The following is a 17,211-nucleotide window of genomic DNA, read 5'->3' as shown; positions in this document are numbered from 1 at the left end:
ATCCGCCTTCACGCATTTGCCGCGAACAGGCCCTTCGGCCTGAATGCGAGGATCAACGCCATCACGATATAGATGAGCATCGAGGCAACCGCCGCGCCGACGCTGGCGCCTTGCGAAGCGCCCAACATGGCAGCAAACAGCTTGGGCAACAAAAAGCGCCCCATCGTGTCGATCATTCCGACCAGAACAGCACCCACCAGCGCGCCCTTGATCGAGCCGATGCCACCGATCACGATCACCACGAAGGCAAGGATCAGCACCGGTTCGCCCATGCCCACCTGCACGGATTGCAAAGCGCCGACCAGCGCTCCCGCCAGCCCGGCAAGAGCCGCACCCAGCGCGAAAACCACGGTGTAGAGCGTGCGGATATCGACGCCCAAAGCGCCGATCATCTCGCGGTCGGATTCGCCGGCGCGGATGCGCATGCCAAGCCGCGTCTTGGAAATCAGCAGATAGAGCCCGACCGCAACTGCAACACCGACACCGATAATCGCCAGCCGGTAGAGTTGATAGCGCCCGCCACCCGGCAGCGTAACCGCGCCCGCAAGCTGCGAGGGAATATCGAGATAAAGCGGAAACGAGCCGAACAGCCAGCGCGTACCTTCGGAAAAGATCAGGATAAGCGCGAAAGTCGCCAGAACCTGATCCAGATGGTCACGATCATAGAGGCGGCGTATCACCAGAATTTCAACCAATGCGCCCGCCGCTGCCGCAGCCGCGAGACTTGCCGCAAGGCCGATCCAGAACGAACCTGTCGCCGCGGCCACCGCAGCACAGGCGAAAGCACCGACCATATAGAGCGAGCCATGGGCGAGATTGATCAAGCCCATCACGCCAAAAATCAGCGTCAGCCCCGCCGCCATCAGAAACAGCGTCACGCCAAACTGCAGACCGTTCAGAAGTTGCTCAATCAGGAGCGCCGTGGACAAGGATCAGATTCCATCAGTTCGGGTGTTCGATTGGAAAGGGCGAACATTGATAGCAGGGCAATCGCATACGGCACGACTTACCCCCACTCCGCCGAGCTTTGCTCGGCACCTCTCCCCTCAAAAGGGGAGAGGAAAGGAGCCAGCCTTGGCATTTCCTCTCCCCCGTCGATCGGGGGAGAGGTGGCGCGCGAAGCGCGACGGAGTGGGGGTCGAACTCGATGTGCGATACTCCCCGTAAATCGGGGGAACGCCATCTCACATTTTGCATTCAGCCGCGTAGGCGTCCTTATGGTCGGTGAAGGTCGTTTCCACGATCTTGTTGGTCAGCACACCGTCTTCCTTGATCACCTCGCGGACATAGATGTCCTGGATAGGGTGATTGTTGGTGTTGAAGGTGAACTTGCCGCGCACCGACTTGAAATCAGCCGCTTTGAGTGCCGCACGGAACGCGTCCTTGTCCTTCACGTCGGCCTTCGACATGGCAGCCAGGATCAGGTTTGCCGTGTCGTAGCCCTGCGTCGCGTAGAGCGAAGGCAGGCGGCCATATTCGGCCTTGAAGGCTTCGACATATTGCTTGTTCTCGGCATTATCGAGATCCTTCGACCAATGCGAAGAGTTCTTGACGCCGATTGCCGCATCACCGATCGCGCCCAGCACGTCCTGATCGAACGAGAAGCCCGGTCCCATGACGGGGATTTCGATGCCCGACTGCGCATATTGCTTCATGAAGGAGATGCCCATGCCGCCCGGCAGGAAGAAGAACACCGAATCCGCGCCGGAATCGCGGATTTGCGCGATTTCCGCCGCATAGTCGGTCTGGCCGAGCTTGGTGTAGACTTCGCCGACCAGTTCGCCCTTGTAGAAGCGCTTGAAACCATTCAGCGAATCCGTACCCGCCGGGTAGTTCGGCGCGAGGATGAACATCTTCTTGATGCCGCTGGTCGTAGCGTAATTGCCCATTCCTTCATGCAGATTGTCGTTCTGATACGAGACGTTGAAATAGTTCTCGTTGCAATTCGCGCCCGCCAGTGCGGAAGGCCCGGCATTGGTCGACAAATAGAAGGTGCCCTGGCTCACGACATTCGGCACGACGGCCATGGCCAGATTCGACCAGATGATGCCGGTCAAAATATCGACCTTGTCGCTCTGAAGCATCTTGTCGGCGATCTGCACGGCCAGTTCCGGCTTCTGTGCATCGTCTTCGATGACGACTTCAAGATCCTTATTGTCGGCCTGCTTGACCGCCAGCATGAAGCCGTCGCGCACGTCGATGCCGAGGCCCGCACCGCCGCCGGAAAGCGTGGTGATCATGCCGACCTTTACCGGCTCAGCGAAAGCCAGTCCCGACACGCTCATCGAAAGGCCGAAAGCAGCCGCTGCAATTAGTTTTTTCATTCGAAATTCTCCCATTTTCTTCGTTTGACCCTAATAGTTCCCAAGTTTCGTACCGAACGGTGCGGGAATTGTCCCTTTTTCTTAGAGTTCGGTGCGTAATTTCCACAGTTCCGGAAAGAGTTCCACTTCGAGCATCTTGCGCAGATAGGAAACACCGCCCGTCCCGCCTGTCCCGCGCTTCAGCCCGATGATGCGCTCGACCGTAGTGACATGGTTGAAGCGCCAGCGGCGGAAGTAATCCTCGAAATCGACCAGTTTTTCGGCCAGTTCGTAAAGCATCCAATGCGTTTCCGGCGCGCGGTAGATCACCTGCCACGCCTCCATGACCTTCTGGTTTTCCGCGCGCTTGGCGCGCCAGTCGGTCCGCTGCGCTTCGTCTCCGATATCGAAACCGGATCGCGCAAGCAGAAGAAGCGCCTCATCGTAAAGGCTGGGTTCGGAAAGGATTTTCTCCAGATCGGCCGTCACCCCGGCAAGATGCGCATGCGGCTGCATAAGCGCTTCGACGCGATTGCCCGCGAGAAATTCGATTTCACGATACTGCCAGGATTGAAAACCAGAAGATTTGCCAAGAGCATCGCGAAACTGCGTGTATTCGCTGGGCGTCATGGTGCGCAGCACGTCCCAGGCACTGTTGAGCTGCTCGAAAATGCGCGCGACACGCGTCAGCATCTTGAATGCTGGCTGCAGTCGATCCTCGCGGATCGCCTTCATGGCAGAGCGGATTTCGTGAATTGCGAGCTTCATCCAGAGTTCGGATGTCTGGTGCTGGATGACGAAAAGCATTTCGTCATGGGCGTCTGAAAGCGGAAACTGCGCATCCAGAATCCGGTCGAGATGCAGATAGTCGCCATAGGACATGCGGTCGCGGAATTGCAGTTCCGCACCATGATGGCCGTGAGCAGGCTCCGTCATCCACTTTCCCTCGCTACATTCGAAGGATTGCAGATGCCCGAAAACATTTCAAGTATGAAATTTTATGATTAAAACATATTGCGTTGGCGCACAAAAAGGGCGGCCACTGTGACCGCCCAATTCGGGATCTTGCTTGGGAGGAGGAGAAGCAGATCCGACTAGGATCAAGGATGCGCCCTATTGGTTAATGAAAAATTAAACCGTTAAAGCGCTCCAGATCTTATGCTTCAGGCCGGAACCTTCGCCGCAGAAACAGTCGCCTCGACATGGTCGATCAGCGCATCCGGCAATTTCAACCGTCCAGCCAGCATGTCGAGATAGCCGCGTTCGACGCGTGAATCGGGCTCTATAGCAAGGCGCGAAGCCGTATAAAGCTCGACCTTCTGCGCATCGGTCTGCGCCAGCGATACCAGCTCTTCGATATTCAGCGGCTTGTCGAGTTCGCCGAGCAGAAACTGTTCACCTTCCTGCCCGATGCCGGAAAGGCTGAGCTTGTCGGCGATCTTCTGGCGCTCTTCATTATCGACGTGACCATCCGCTTTTGCAGCCGCGATCATCGCGCGCACCAATGTCAGCGCGAATTCACCCTCGCCCTGCGGCGCCTGCGAAGGATGAAAACTATTGTCTTCCGGCGGCGGCAAAAGCTGCTGTTCTTCCGTTGCAGATGCCTGCTCCGGCTGCTTACCGGCCTGATAATTCTGATAGGCCTTGTAGGCGAGGCCACCGACCACTGCGAGGCCGCCGAGCTTCAATGCGGAGCCACCGATGGAACGTCCCGTGCCGGTGCCGAGCAGAAATGCCGCGATTGCACCTGATGCCAGCGGATTGTCCTTGGCAAGCTGCACGGCCTGTCCGGCCTTGTCGCGAACCGACGATTGCGTTCCGGGAACTTGAGAACCGAGAAGGTCGTTAAGCAGCTTCTTGGGATCGAGCATATAGTGCCTCCGGTCTATACCATCGCCAGAACTGGCGAGGTTTCGTGTTCCGGAGAGGTAGGCAGGGCCTCACGTCATTACAATGACAGGTAGGCAATTTCTGCCGAAAGCATGTCGTGCAAAAGTGTGTCAGTTGCCGATATGCGGACCTTTGCCACGCGCCTCGGCAAGCATCACCTGTTTGTGCCGCTCTGCGTAGCGCGCACGGTCTTCTTCGCTGCGCGTTTCATGGCAGTGCGGGCAGGACACGCCTTCCTCGAATTTCGGCGAAAGCCGCTCTTGCGGCGTCAGCGGATGGCGGCATGCCCGGCAAAGCTGCGCATCCCCCTGCTCCAGCCCATGACCGACCGAAACGCGCTCATCGAATACGAAGCACTCGCCTTTCCAGAGGCTTTCTTCTTCCGGCACAGTTTCGAGATATTTCAGGATTCCGCCCTTGAGGTGGAAAACATCGTCGATGCCCAGCGACTTCACATAGGCGGTCGCCTTTTCGCAGCGTATGCCGCCGGTGCAGAACATCGCGACTTTGCGGCCTTCCAGCGCGTCTCGGTTCTGCGCGATCCACTCAGGAAACTCACGAAACGTCTTGGTTTCAGGGTCGAGCGCCTTGTCGAATGTGCCGAGCGACACCTCGTAATCATTGCGCGTATCGATCACCACCGTATCCGGGTCGGCTATGAGCGCATTCCAGTCTGCAGCCTCGACATAAGTGCCGACGCTTTTCGTCGGATCGATACCCTCGACGCCCATGGTGACGATTTCGCTTTTCAGGCGCACCTTCATCCGGTGAAACGGCATGGTCTCGGCGGTGCTGAACTTGATCTCCATCCCGTCGAATTCGGGAATGTTGGTAAACCATGCGAGAAGCGCGTCGATCGCTTTGTCTGTCCCGGCAACGGTGCCGTTTATGCCCTCATGCGCGAGAAGCAGCGTACCCTTGATGCCCTTGCCGCAGCAGAACGCAGCCAGCGGCGCGCGCAATTCCTCGAACGCGTCGAGTTTGCAGAATCGATAAAGGGCGGCAACTTTGAACATGAGCTCTGATGTGAATAGATATTTTGCGGCCTGACGTATCTGCTCATTGCATTGGATTCAAGGCGCAGAAATTATCATTGACGATCAATAACTTGGGAATGCAAGCAAGCAGCCCTTCGAAAAAGCGCCCCTGATTTTATTCACCTCTCCGCAGAAGCGCCGAGACTTGTCCCACAGACAGGAGAGAAAAATCATGTTCACGCGCCAGACAATTCAGGAAATCGCAGAAGTCGCCAAAGACCTAGGCATTGAACCCGCCGCCTTGCTGGCGGTGGCCGAGGTCGAAAGCGGCGGCAAGGCCTTCGCGACCATAAATGGCAGGCCCGAACCTCTCATCCGCTTCGAAGGGCATTACTTCGACAGAAGGCTTTCACCGGAGAAACGCGACAAAGCGCGTGCGCTTGGCCTTTCATCGCCCAAGGCAGGCGAAATCGCCAACCCGAAAACACAAGCGGCACGCTGGCGACTGTTGTCTCGCGCATCTGAAATCGACAGGAAAGCCGCGCTCGAAAGCGTTTCATGGGGCATAGGGCAAGTGATGGGCAGCCATTGGTCCTGGCTGGGCTATTCGAATGTCGACGCGCTGGTGGCCGAGGCACGGACCAGCGTCGGCGGACAAATCCGCCTCATGACGCGCTATATCGACAAAGCTGGCTTGAAACCGGTGCTCGCTGCGAAAGATTGGGACGCCTTTGCCAGAGGCTATAATGGACCGGGATACCGTCGCTTTTCGTATCATCTCAAGCTGGCAACGGCGTATCGCCGCCACACCGAATTGCTCGCCTCAATGCCCGCCAGAACGCCGGAAAAGCTGGCTCTCATCCCTCAACCCCATGCAGCGAGCGGACTTCTTCCTCCGTTCCTGAATTGGCTGACGCGAAGACTGGCGCGGCACTGACACGCATGGACTTGGCGCGCCCGCTTTGTTAAATCGTTTGAAAACGAGTAACGAGCGACCCAAAATCATGTCCAGCAAGACCGAACGCCTCCTTTCCCTTCTCGATGGCCAGCCGGTCATTCCGGTTCTGAAAATCGCGAATGTCGAAGATGCCGTGCCTCTGGCGCGCGCGCTCGCGAAGGGAGGCCTTCGTGCAATCGAGATCACGCTGCGCACGCCGACCGCACTCGAATCCATTCGTCGCGTGGCAGCGGAAGTCGAAGATGCGATTGTCGGCTCCGGCACCATCCTCGATCCCAAGCAGTTCGAGGATGCGGCAAAAGCCGGATCGAAATTCATCGTCAGCCCCGGCCTGACCCGTGAACTGGTGGCGGCTGCCGCAGATAGCGATGTGCCGCTTCTGCCCGGCACGATCACGCCCGGCGAGATCATGGCCGCGCGTCAGGCCGGCATTGATTTCGTAAAGTTCTTTCCCGCCGAACAGGCCGGCGGCGCTTCGTTCCTCAAAGCACTCGCATCGCCGCTCGCCGGCATGAAATTCTGCCCGACCGGCGGCGTATCGGCAAAGAACGCCAATGATTATCTGAGCCTTCCCAATGTTGTATGCGTTGGCGGTTCCTGGGTGGCGCCCGATGATCTGGTTGCCGCGAAGGATTGGGATGCAATCGAAGCGCTCGCCCGTGAGGCTTCAAAACTGAAGCGCGTTTGAGCGAGAACTTCAAAACAGAAACGCTTGCGGGACATCACCCCCCTCTGCCCTGCCGGGCATCTCCCCCTCAAGGGTGGAGATTAGCCTGCCATTAAAGCGCGGTACCAATCGCTAAAGTTGCAGAATGAAAGCGGATGGTTAAGTCAGCCAATCTCCACCCTTGAGGGGGAGATGCCCGGCAGGGCAGAGGGGGGTGTCTCACGCTGACGTTGAAACCGGAACCGCTCTAAGCACCGAACAACAAAAAGCCCGCGCCGGTCATCCGGCGCGGGCTTTTTTTTATCATCAATCAGCTCAGTTGGTTGCGAAGCGCGCCACCGAGAGGAACTCTACAGCCTTGCCAGAGAAGCGGCCGGTCTGCTGGCCGTTGGTCTGCTGGAAGCCTGCCGTGTAAACTTCGCGCGGAGCCGTGCGAACGAGGTTGTAGGCGAAGGACGGAGCGGTCGTTCCATCGGAAACAGTCGCAACCTTCTCGCCGCTGCCAAGCGCCCAGCGGGCAGCCTTGGGCTCTGCGGCAACCACAACCGTCTTGCGGTCGGGCTGGCTGTCCTGCGCGCTCGGCTTAGCCGATTTGCGGGTCGTCTTGACGCCCGTGCTGGCGGCAGCCGGATCGATGTCGTTACCGATCGACGCGACTTGCTCGGGCGCTGCACGGCTGGTGAGAGCCGCAACCCGTGCATTACCAGCCTTGATCTCGGCTTCGATTGCAGCGGCATCAGCCTTGTCTGCAACCGGCGCAGAGACGCCCATCGGTTCCTGCTGCGACGGCAAGGCCGCGACCGCAAACTGATCCTGCTTGGGCTCGACCGGGGCAGCCGACGGCGTCGGCGCCTTTGGCGCCAATGCTGCCTGAGCGGTTTCCGGACGCGCAATCGGCATCGGAATGGCAGGTCTCGTATCCGGCTTTTCCGGGCTGGCGAGAGCCAGAAGCAGTGCTTCTTCTTCAGCCGTTGTCTTCAACTCGGCAGGCGGCGTGTAGTCCGGGCGACGGGTCGGTAGCGGTACGTTGAGTGCTACCTGCGCGTCTTCCTGACCGACAGGCTGTTCCGGCAATGGTGCCGAAGCCTGGCCGAAAGGAACGACATCCGGCGTCTGTGCCACAGGTACTTCTGCGGCGACTGGAGCCTGCGGACGAGGCGCCATACCCGGCACCGGCACACTACGTGCTGGCAATGCCGCGATGATCGTCTCCGGCGTCTGGTCCTGTTCGTCCGAATAGCCAGGAATATTGGCGCGCTGCGCCTCTTCCGGCGAAACGACCTGAATCGATGGGCGCGGAGCTTCGGCTGCGGCAGGAGCAGGCTGCTGACGCGTTGCCGTACGTGGCCTTGGAGCAGGCGCTGCTGCTACACGTGTGCTTGCGCTATCGTTGTTATCCTCTTCCTCGTCGGCGCCGCCGCCGAAGAAGGCTGCAAGAAGACCACCCGAACGCTTGGACCCGCCGCTCGATGCGCTGGCCAGCGCAATGCCTGCGCCGCCATTGTTGCGACGGGATTTGTAGGAAGCCATCGCCTGCTCATAGCCGGGCAAAGGCTTGCCGTCGCTCGGCACGTGAAGCGTCTGGCCGTTCGGGAACAGTGCCACGAGTTCGCGGCGGCTCATCTTTGGCCAATGGCGAACATTGCCGACGTCGAAGTGAACGAAGGGCGAACCGGAGGTCGGGTAGTAGCCGACGCCACCGCCCTGCATCTTGAGGCCCGCCGCGCGCAGAGCGCTGAGTTTCACGCCCGGAATATAGAAATCCATCGCCTTGCCGAGCATGTGCTGGCTTTTGTTGGCAACGCCCTTGCTGCGGCTGCGCAGCATGGAATTGGTCGCGGGCGAACGGTAGGCCGAGACGACATTGATATAGTCGCGAGCGCCGACTTCCTGATAGGCCTCCCAGACGAGATCCAGCAGACGCGGGTCCATCTTGGTCGGCTCGTTGCGACGCCAGTCGCGCAGGAACTGGTTGACCTTCCTCAAGCCCGCCTGGTCGTAGCGACCATTGCGCTTGAAGGTGATCTCCGCGCGTTCCTTTGTGTGAATGAAATAAAGCTTCAGCGTTCGCGTTTCCGCGCTCGCCGCTGTTGGCATCATAGCCATGAAGCTAAACGCAACCATCAACCCTGCCAGCCATTTGGGCCAGGCAAATTTATCGAGGCTGCGCGCGTCCGTGTGTCGTTCGATTGTAATCAAATCAAAAGGCCTTACAGGCTGCCGTTTGTCCCCGGATTTGAAACCGGATGCGAAGGAGATTCGCGTCCGACTATCGATCCTAATGGTTAATCACAGCTTATTGAAGTCCAAATACGGTGACACCGTGGCGATATACAGGCGAAAATCTCGTCGCGCCAGTCATGGTAAACGAGAAGTTTACCGCGTCATAGGGACAATCAGCCGTCGTTGCGCGCCTCTGGATCGATCCCGTATTCCTTGAGTTTCCTGTAAAGCGTGGACCGGCCGATGCCCAGCCTTCGCGCGACTTCGCTCATATGGCCGTTGTATCTTTCGATGGCGAGACGGATCGCCTCAAGCTCGATATCGGCCAGTTTTCGCACTTCTCCGCGCTGGTCAGTCACCCGAACCAGACCGAAATTGGCCGATCCGGCCAATGGTTCGGAAGCTTCGACGGACTTTTTTACATCGATCTTCGGCAGAACTGCGTCGTCGTCGGCTTCCACGCTCAGGCTGACCGGCCCTTCGACCTGCGCCCGGATATGCGGAAATTCTTCTTGCGTCAGCAAATCGCCATCGGAAAGCACGCACGCACGGAAGATCGCGTTCTGTAACTGCCTGATATTGCCCGGCCAATCGTAACGCTGCAAAAGCGCAAGCGCCTCGCCGGAGATGGATTTCGTAGCTCCCTGCCCGCCCGTTTCGACCGCCTGCTTCATGAAATGGCGCACGAGCAGCGGAATATCCTCACGGCGCTCGCGAAGCGGCGGAACGACAATCGGGAAGACATTGAGACGATAAAGCAGGTCTTCGCGAAACTTTCCTTGCTCGACAGCATCAGCCAGATTTCTGTGCGTCGCCGAAATCAGCCTGATGTCGACCTTCACCGTGGAACGCCCGCCGACCGGATCGACCTCGCCTTCCTGAACGGCTCTCAGCAGCTTGACCTGCGCTTCGAGTGGTAGGTCGCCAACCTCGTCCAGAAACAGCGTGCCCTTGTCGGCCTCGACGAACTTGCCGGCATGCTTTTCCGACGCGCCGGTAAACGAGCCTTTTTCGTGACCGAACAGGATGCTTTCGACCAGCGAGGCCGGGATCGCGCCACAATTGACGGTGACGAAAGGCTTGGCACTTCGCGTTCCCGCAGCCTGAATGGCGCGCGCAACGACTTCCTTGCCGACACCGGATTCGCCCTCGAGCAGGATGGGAATGTTCGAGCCAGCCGCCTTGCGTCCAAGCGCGATAACGCGCTCCATCGCCGGACTTGCGGTGATCAGATCGGTGAAGGAAAGCGACTTGTTGCCCGCTCGCTTTGCAGTCTGCCGCGCCTGCCCCTCGAAAGCCTCGACTTTCAGCGCGGCCGCGATCGCTGCTTGAATGCGATCCGGCGAGGCCGGTTTTACGAGGAAATCAAACGCGCCGTGGCGCATTGCGGTGACAACGGTTTCGATGCCGCCCTGCGCGGTCTGCACGATGACGGGAACTGAAATGCCCCGCTCACGCATCGCTTTCAAGACCCCGATGCCGTCGAGATCAGGCATTGCGAGATCGAGCAGGACCGCCTGAAGGGTTCCCCCGTCCGGGCCATCGAATGCGCGCAATGCCGCAGTGCCGCCATCGGCGGTGACGGCTGAATAGCCGAAACGCGTTACCGCAGCCTCCACAAGACGGCGTTGAACGGGGTCGTCATCGACTATGAGTATCGTTGCTGCCATGAAAGATTTGTCGAATTGCATCCAGAAGTTACGTTGTACTCTGGATCATACTGGCACAGGGTTCTAAATAAGCCTTCAAAAAAGCCGGTGAACGAAATCTTTAAGGGCGGCGTCTAGTTGGCCTTGTCTCAGTCTGGAAGGTATCCGAATGCGCATGAAATCTTGGGCCAGCGTTGCTGCAAAGCACTCGGGGCATGGAGCCGACGCGCTGGCTGGCCTTCCCGAATGGAATCTCGGCGATCTCTACTCCGGGATTGATTCGCCCGAACTTGAGCGCGACCTGAAACAAGCACAGGACGATTCCGTTGCTTTCGAGAAGCGCTGGAAGGGCACGCTCGCAGCCGAAGCGCAGCGCGGCACGGAAGGCAAGCTCGGCGAAGCGCTGGTCGAATATGAGAAGCTGGAAGAGCTGCTGGGCCGGATCGTTTCCTTTGCCGGGCTGGTCTACGCAGGCGACACATCCGATCCGAAACGTGCCAAGCTTTATGGCGACGTGCAGCAGAAAATGACCGATGCCAGTGCGCATCTCCTGTTTTTCGCGCTCGAACTCAATCTCGTTGAGGAAGCGCATATCCTTTCGGCGCTCGATGCCGACAAGACATTCGGCCACTACCGCCCGTGGGTTATCGACCTTCGCAAAGACCGGCCCTACCAGCTCGAAGACCGGGTGGAACAGCTTTTCCACGAAAAATCGATAACCGGTCGTGGCGCCTGGAACCGCCTGTTCGACGAGACGATGACGGATCTGCGCTTCGAAATCGACGGCAAAGAACTGACGCTGGAACCGGCCCTGAACGGATTGCAGGATGCCGATGGCGAAGTGCGCCGCAAATCGTCCGAGGCGCTGGCCAAGACCTTCCGCGAAAATCTGCGCAGCTTCACGCTCATCACCAATACACTCGCCAAGGACAAGGAAATTTCCGACCGCTGGCGCGGTTTCCAGGACATTGCGGATTCGCGCCATCTGGCCAATCGCGTCGAGCGCGAAGTCGTGGATGCGCTGGCATCCGCCGTTCGCGATGCCTATCCTCGCCTGTCGCACCGCTATTATGCGATGAAGGCGCGGTGGCTCGGTATGGAAACCATGAACCATTGGGATCGCAACGCGCCGCTGCCGCATACACCGCAGGCGATAATCGGATGGGACGAGGCGAAAAATACGGTTCTTTCGGCATATCACGGCTTCTCGCCGGAGATGGCCGATATTGCACGCACCTTTTTCGACAAGAAGTGGATCGACGCGCCGGTGCGTCCCGGCAAGGCTCCGGGTGCCTTTGCGCATCCAACCGTTCCGTCGGCGCATCCTTACGTTCTGCTCAATTATATGGGCAAGCCGCGCGATGTGATGACGCTGGCGCACGAGCTTGGCCATGGCGTGCATCAGGTTCTGGCAGGCGGCCAGGGTGCACTCATGGCGTCCACCCCGCTGACGCTTGCCGAAACAGCCTCCGTCTTCGGCGAAATGCTGACCTTCCGCTCACTTCTGGAAAAGACGAAGGACCGGCAGGAACGCAAGGCGATGCTTGCCCAGAAGGTCGAGGACATGATCAATACGGTCGTGCGCCAGATCGCCTTTTACGAATTCGAACGCAAGGTTCACACCGAGCGCAAGAATGGCGAACTGACGTCGGACAGGCTGGGCGAATTCTGGCTGGAAGTTCAGGCCGAAAGCCTTGGCCCCGCAATCAAGATGCGCGACGGCTACGAGACGTTCTGGACCTACATTCCGCACTTCATCCATTCGCCCTTTTACGTCTACGCCTACGCCTTCGGCGACTGCTTGGTGAACTCGCTCTACGCGGTCTACCAGAACGCAGAAAAGGGCTTTCAGGAGAAGTATTTCGACATGCTGCGCGCCGGTGGCACGAAGCACCATTCGGAACTGCTGAAGCCTTTCGGGCTGGATGCCTCCGATCCGGCCTTTTGGAACAAGGGCCTTTCGGTAGTGAGTGGTTTGATAGACGAGCTGGAAGCGCTGGACTGAGTTTCCGCGCTGTTCATATCGCGGGACTTTTCAGAGCCGTGCCCTTCGCAACACCCCCCTCTGGCTTGCCAGCCATCTCCCCCTCAAGGGGGGAGATCACGCTGTCAGTTATGCCTTCGTCAATCTCCAACGTGACAGGTCAATTTACTTGGGCAAAGCTGCTGATCTCCCCCCTTGAGGGGGAGATGGCTGGCAAGCCAGAGGGGGGTGCGTCCTCGCACCGACCGCTCCCTTGAAACACCCCTCAATCCTCTTCCGCGACGATCTCGCAGGGCAATCCGTCCTGTTCGAGAAACCGCGCGAGATCATATCCGCCGACACACCCGAAACCTTCTTCACCGCACTCGCAAAAGCCGAATCCGCCCGCAAAGCAGGCAAATGGCTCGCAGGCTATTTCTCCTACGAAGCAGGCTATCTGCTCGAACCGAAGCTCCGCCCCATCCTCCCCGAAAACCGCCGCGTTCCGCTGCTGTGTCTTGGCGTTTTCGACCAGCCATCCGATGAAATCGCACCGCAGATCGAACAGGCCCCGACCAACGGACCAATCTTCGATGCCAAAGCGACTTGGACGCAGGAGCAATATGCGACCCGCTTCGCACGGCTTCACCGGCATTTGCGCGAGGGCGATTGCTATCAGGGCAACCTCACCTTTCCGATCCATGCGCAATGGTCCGGCACCCCGCTTGGCGCCTTCGATGCGCTGACCGCGCGCCAGCCGGTGCGCTATGGCGCGCTGGTTGATCTTGGCGGGCCGGTCATCCTTTCACGCTCGCCGGAGCTGTTTTTCGACGTGAGTATCGACGGTTTCATCGAAACACACCCGATGAAAGGAACGGTTTCGCGCGGAAAAACGCCCGAAGAAGACAAGAAACTGAAAGATTTTCTGCAGAACGACCCGAAAAATCAGGCGGAAAATCGCATGATCGTCGACCTTCTGCGCAACGACATTTCACGCATCAGCGAGGTCGGCACGCTCGATGTACCCGAACTTTTCAGGATCGAGACCTACCCGACCCTGCATACGATGGTCAGCCGGGTTCGCGCCAAATTGCTGCCGGGTCTTTCCATCGCAGAGATTTTCGCGGCCCTTTTCCCTTGCGGCTCGATCACCGGCGCACCGAAAATCCGCGCCATGGAAATCCTGCGCGATCTCGAAGGAACGCCGCGCGACGCCTATTGCGGTTCCATCGGCTGGATCGCGCCGAACGGCACGATGCGTTTCAATGTGGCTATCCGAACCATTACGCTGCATGAAAATGGCGAGGCGATTTACAATGTCGGCGGCGGGGTCGTCTTCGATTCCACGGCAGAAGCGGAGTATGAGGAATGCCTTCTGAAAGCGCGCTTCGCGACCGGGACAGTGCCGGCTTCGCGCTGATCGAAACGCTTGGCTTTTATCCCGGCAAAGGCTTCGTGCGGCTGGAGCGGCACCTGGCAAGACTGCGCAATTCGGCGAAAGTTTTGGGATTTTCGCTCGATGAAAACGCAATTTCGAACGCGCTGAACGCGATTTCTTCTGAAAATAGCCCGTTGCGTGTTAGAATTCAGGCGGAACAGGACGGCAAATTTCAATTAACGTCACAAAGCTTCACGCCTACCCCACCCGATACCGTCTGGAACATAAAGATCGCGCAGACCCGGCTCGCCTCAAACGATCCGCTGCTGCGCCACAAGACGACGAAGCGCGAAGCCTACGACCAAGCGCGTGCAGAATTCAGCACGGAAGAGGCGCACGAAGTCCTTCTCTTGAATGAAGACGGCGAGCTTTGCGAAGGCACGATCACCAGCCTTTTCCTCGATATGGGCGACGGCATTTTGAAAACCCCTCCTCTCGAAGCCGGGCTTCTCGCAGGCGTGCTGCGTGGCGAGTTGATCGAAACCGGACATGCGTTCGAAACCGAATTGCGGCCAGACGATCTCGCCAGCGCAACGCAAATCTACATAGGCAATTCGCTGCGCGGATTGATCAGGGCAAGGCTGGCATAAGCGGGCTTCATTGCACAAGCCAGCGGCAAGGGCTATCAAACAGGCAATGAGAGTGCCTGAGAAAGAATGCCTGCCCATACGCCCTATGACGGTTCCAGCAAACCTTTTGCGATCGGACTAAGACCGCTCGACATTTCGAACTGGATCGAGATGGACGACCATTTCGACGCCTACCGCGCCGAAAAAGAGCGGCTCTACGCGGAAATTCCCGAAAAAGTCTTCGTTGCGGAAAACGATACGGTCGATGCACAGCAGGAAGTGCTCGACCTGCTGAACGAACACTTGCTTTCGCATCATGCCAACCATTTTCGCCGCATCGAACGAAACGGCTTGCCGTCTGCCCCGCTCGTCGAAGCGTCGCTGCTCGTGCAGGAAGATTTGATCCTCATGCGCAAAAGCGAAAATGGCTGGAGGCTTGCCGCCGGGTCGCTGTGTTTTCCCTCATCCTGGGTGCTTCAGGAAAAATTCGGAAAGCCGTTGCAGGACATTCACCAGCCCGTTCCGGCCTTCGGTCCCGGCACGCGAATGGCGCAGCTTATCGAGCGCATGTTCGACAATCTTCAGGTCGAACAGCCTGTCCAGCGCTTCAACTGGTCGATACAGGCAAATCCTGACCTTTATCACCCGCTTCATTCCACCCAGCGCATCGACCGCGCGACGCAACGCCCGACCCGTTTTCCGGATGGCGAACTCGCCGCCAATGCATTCATGAGGGTCGAGCGGCAGACATTGCGCAAGCTCGCCAGATCCGGCGACATCCTCTTCACGATCCGCATCTATATCGATCCGCTGGAGGTTCTGAGACGTGATCCTGCAAAGGAACGCCTCGCCTATTCCTTTGCCGAACAACTCGAAATGCTCGACACGGCGCAACTCGATTACAAGGGCCTGACGGCCGACCGCGATGCGCTTGTAAGCGCGCTCAAAAACATGGCGCGCTAACCTCAATCCCCGGTTCCGCTTTATTGTAACAAGGAACTGTGGTTTCTACGCCCTATCTTCAACAGCAACGGAGTTTGCAAAAAAATGGTGAAAACAAAATGGCCGGTTCACGGCGAGATTACCGGACCCATCGTCATCATCGGGTTCGGATCGATCGGTCGCGGTACACTGCCACTCATTGAGCGCCATTTCAAATTCGACAAGTCGCGCATGACAGTCATCGACCCGCGCGACACGGATCGCAAACTTCTCGACGAACGCGGCATTTCCTTCGTGCAGGAAGCCGTTACCAAGGAAAACTACAAGGAACTGCTGACGCCTCTGCTGACCAAGGGCGGCGGACAGGGTTTCTGCGTGAATCTTTCTGTCGATACGTCCTCCGTTGAGCTCATGCATCTGTGCCGCAAGCTCGGCGCGCTCTATATCGACACGGTGATCGAGCCTTGGCTCGGCTTCTATTTCGATGATTCCATGAGCAATGCCGACCGCACCAATTATGCGCTGCGCGAGACGCTTCTGGCTGAAAAACGCAAGCATCCGGGCGGGCCGACTGCCGTTTCCACCTGCGGCGCGAACCCCGGCATGGTTTCGTGGTTCGTCAAGCAGGCGCTGGTCAACCTCGCCGACGACATGAAGCTTGACTATGAGGAACCGGCGACTTCCGATCGCGAAGGCTGGGCCAAGCTGATGAAGAAGGTCGGCGTGAAGGGCATTCATATCGCAGAGCGCGATACGCAGCGCGCCAAGACGCCAAAGCCCTTCAACACCTTCTGGAACACATGGTCGGTCGAAGGCTTCATTTCCGAAGGCTTGCAGCCTGCCGAACTCGGCTGGGGAACCCACGAAAACTGGAAGCCGAAAAACGCCAAGAAGCAGAAAAAGGGCTCCAAGGCAGCGATTTATCTGGAGCAGCCGGGCGGAAATACGCGCGTCCGCTCATGGTGCCCGACGCCCGGCCCGCAATATGGCTTTCTCGTCACGCATAATGAATCCGTGTCGATTTCGGATTTCTTCACCGTGCTCGACAAGAAGGGCAAGCTGAGCTACCGCCCGACCTGCCATTACGCCTACCATCCGAGCAATGACGCGCTGCTTTCGCTGAGCGAAATGTTTGGCGCGGCAGGCAAGGCGCAGCCGGTGCAGCACGTTCTGGACGAGCATGAGCTGGTCGACGGTGTCGATGAGCTGGGCGTCCTGCTCTACGGCCACGAAAAGAATGCCTATTGGTATGGCTCGCAATTGTCGCTTGAAGAAGCGCGCAAGCTTGCTCCTTACCAGAACGCAACCGGCATGCAGGTTACATCTGCCGTGCTGGCCGGCATGGTCTGGGCGCTGGAAAATCCGGAAGCCGGCATCGTAGAGGCCGACGAGATGGACTACCGCCGTTGCCTGGAAGTGCAACTGCCCTATCTCGGACCGGTGAACGGCTACTACACGGATTGGACGCCGCTGGACGGAAGGCCGGGCCTGTTCGATGAAGACATCGACACCAAGGACCCCTGGCAATTTCGCAACATTCTCGTTCGGTAACGCCAAACGAGACGTCGCCTCTGCCCGCAAGGCCTTGCTTTCGCGAGTAAATCGCGCAAATTGGGTCTCGGCGGGCTGAGG

14 protein-coding genes are annotated in these 17,211 nt (G+C 58.4%); 7 read left to right on the top strand and 7 right to left on the bottom strand.

What is annotated here, in order from left to right; translation table 11 throughout:
- Positions 1–8: 8 nt before the first annotated feature.
- From ABFT80_RS24930 to trhO, 5 genes are all read right to left on the bottom strand, one after another.
- Positions 9–929, bottom strand: a complete 921-nt coding sequence (locus ABFT80_RS24930) for a branched-chain amino acid ABC transporter permease (RefSeq protein ID WP_347974653.1) — start codon at positions 927–929, stop codon at positions 9–11.
- Between the two features lie 255 nt (positions 930–1,184).
- Positions 1,185–2,324: an ABC transporter substrate-binding protein gene (locus tag ABFT80_RS24925; protein WP_347974652.1), complete on the bottom strand. Its 1,140-nt coding sequence runs from the start codon at positions 2,322–2,324 to the stop codon at positions 1,185–1,187.
- A gap of 81 nt (positions 2,325–2,405) precedes the next feature.
- On the bottom strand, positions 2,406–3,239 hold the full coding sequence (kynA, locus tag ABFT80_RS24920) for a tryptophan 2,3-dioxygenase (protein ID WP_347974651.1): 834 nt from the start codon (positions 3,237–3,239) through the stop codon (positions 2,406–2,408).
- 227 nt (positions 3,240–3,466) lie between these two features.
- Entirely contained in the window at positions 3,467–4,174 is a 708-nt protein-coding gene (locus ABFT80_RS24915) for a tellurite resistance TerB family protein (RefSeq protein WP_347974650.1), read from the bottom strand.
- Between the two features lie 129 nt (positions 4,175–4,303).
- The gene (trhO, locus tag ABFT80_RS24910; protein WP_347974649.1) at positions 4,304–5,209 is read right to left on the bottom strand and encodes an oxygen-dependent tRNA uridine(34) hydroxylase TrhO; all 906 of its coding nucleotides are present in this window, start codon (positions 5,207–5,209) and stop codon (positions 4,304–4,306) included.
- Positions 5,210–5,402: 193 nt separating this feature from the next.
- Between trhO and ABFT80_RS24905 the strand changes: the two genes are divergently transcribed.
- Positions 5,403–6,107: an N-acetylmuramidase family protein gene (locus ABFT80_RS24905; protein WP_347974648.1), complete on the top strand. Its 705-nt coding sequence runs from the start codon at positions 5,403–5,405 to the stop codon at positions 6,105–6,107.
- Positions 6,108–6,174: 67 nt separating this feature from the next.
- On the top strand, positions 6,175–6,816 hold the full coding sequence (locus ABFT80_RS24900) for a 2-dehydro-3-deoxy-phosphogluconate aldolase (protein ID WP_347974647.1): 642 nt from the start codon (positions 6,175–6,177) through the stop codon (positions 6,814–6,816).
- Between the two features lie 294 nt (positions 6,817–7,110).
- On the opposite strand, the gene ABFT80_RS24895 is transcribed toward ABFT80_RS24900, so the two are convergent.
- Both ABFT80_RS24895 and ABFT80_RS24890 read right to left on the bottom strand, forming a co-directional pair.
- Positions 7,111–8,919 (bottom strand): DUF882 domain-containing protein, encoded by a 1,809-nt coding sequence (locus tag ABFT80_RS24895; protein WP_347974646.1) that lies wholly within the window; start codon positions 8,917–8,919, stop codon positions 7,111–7,113.
- A 272-nt stretch (positions 8,920–9,191) separates the two neighbouring features.
- Complete coding sequence (locus ABFT80_RS24890; protein ID WP_347974645.1) at positions 9,192–10,688, bottom strand: sigma-54-dependent transcriptional regulator; 1,497 nt, start codon at positions 10,686–10,688, stop codon at positions 9,192–9,194.
- Positions 10,689–10,836: 148 nt separating this feature from the next.
- Between ABFT80_RS24890 and ABFT80_RS24885 the strand changes: the two genes are divergently transcribed.
- From ABFT80_RS24885 to ABFT80_RS24865, 5 genes are all read left to right on the top strand, one after another.
- On the top strand, positions 10,837–12,672 hold the full coding sequence (locus tag ABFT80_RS24885) for a M3 family oligoendopeptidase (protein WP_347974644.1): 1,836 nt from the start codon (positions 10,837–10,839) through the stop codon (positions 12,670–12,672).
- Between the two features lie 232 nt (positions 12,673–12,904).
- Positions 12,905–14,050, top strand: a complete 1,146-nt coding sequence (locus ABFT80_RS24880) for an aminodeoxychorismate synthase component I (RefSeq protein WP_347974643.1) — start codon at positions 12,905–12,907, stop codon at positions 14,048–14,050.
- Positions 13,999–14,658 (top strand): aminotransferase class IV family protein, encoded by a 660-nt coding sequence (locus tag ABFT80_RS24875; protein WP_347974642.1) that lies wholly within the window; start codon positions 13,999–14,001, stop codon positions 14,656–14,658. Before ABFT80_RS24880 ends, ABFT80_RS24875 begins: the two co-directional genes overlap by 52 nt.
- 66 nt (positions 14,659–14,724) lie before the next feature.
- Positions 14,725–15,600 carry a heme-dependent oxidative N-demethylase family protein gene (locus tag ABFT80_RS24870; RefSeq protein ID WP_347974641.1) on the top strand — a complete coding sequence of 292 codons (876 nt, stop codon included), beginning with the start codon at positions 14,725–14,727 and terminating at the stop codon, positions 15,598–15,600.
- A gap of 84 nt (positions 15,601–15,684) precedes the next feature.
- Positions 15,685–17,130 (top strand): homospermidine synthase, encoded by a 1,446-nt coding sequence (locus ABFT80_RS24865; protein WP_347974640.1) that lies wholly within the window; start codon positions 15,685–15,687, stop codon positions 17,128–17,130.
- Positions 17,131–17,211 lie beyond the last annotated feature (81 nt).

Source organism: Foliimonas ilicis (assembly GCF_039939195.1).
Taxonomy (GTDB): Bacteria; Pseudomonadota; Alphaproteobacteria; order Rhizobiales; family Rhizobiaceae; genus Foliimonas; species Foliimonas ilicis.
Note: the sequence above shows the minus strand (reverse complement) of the source record. Positions and strands in the feature narration are given on the sequence as shown.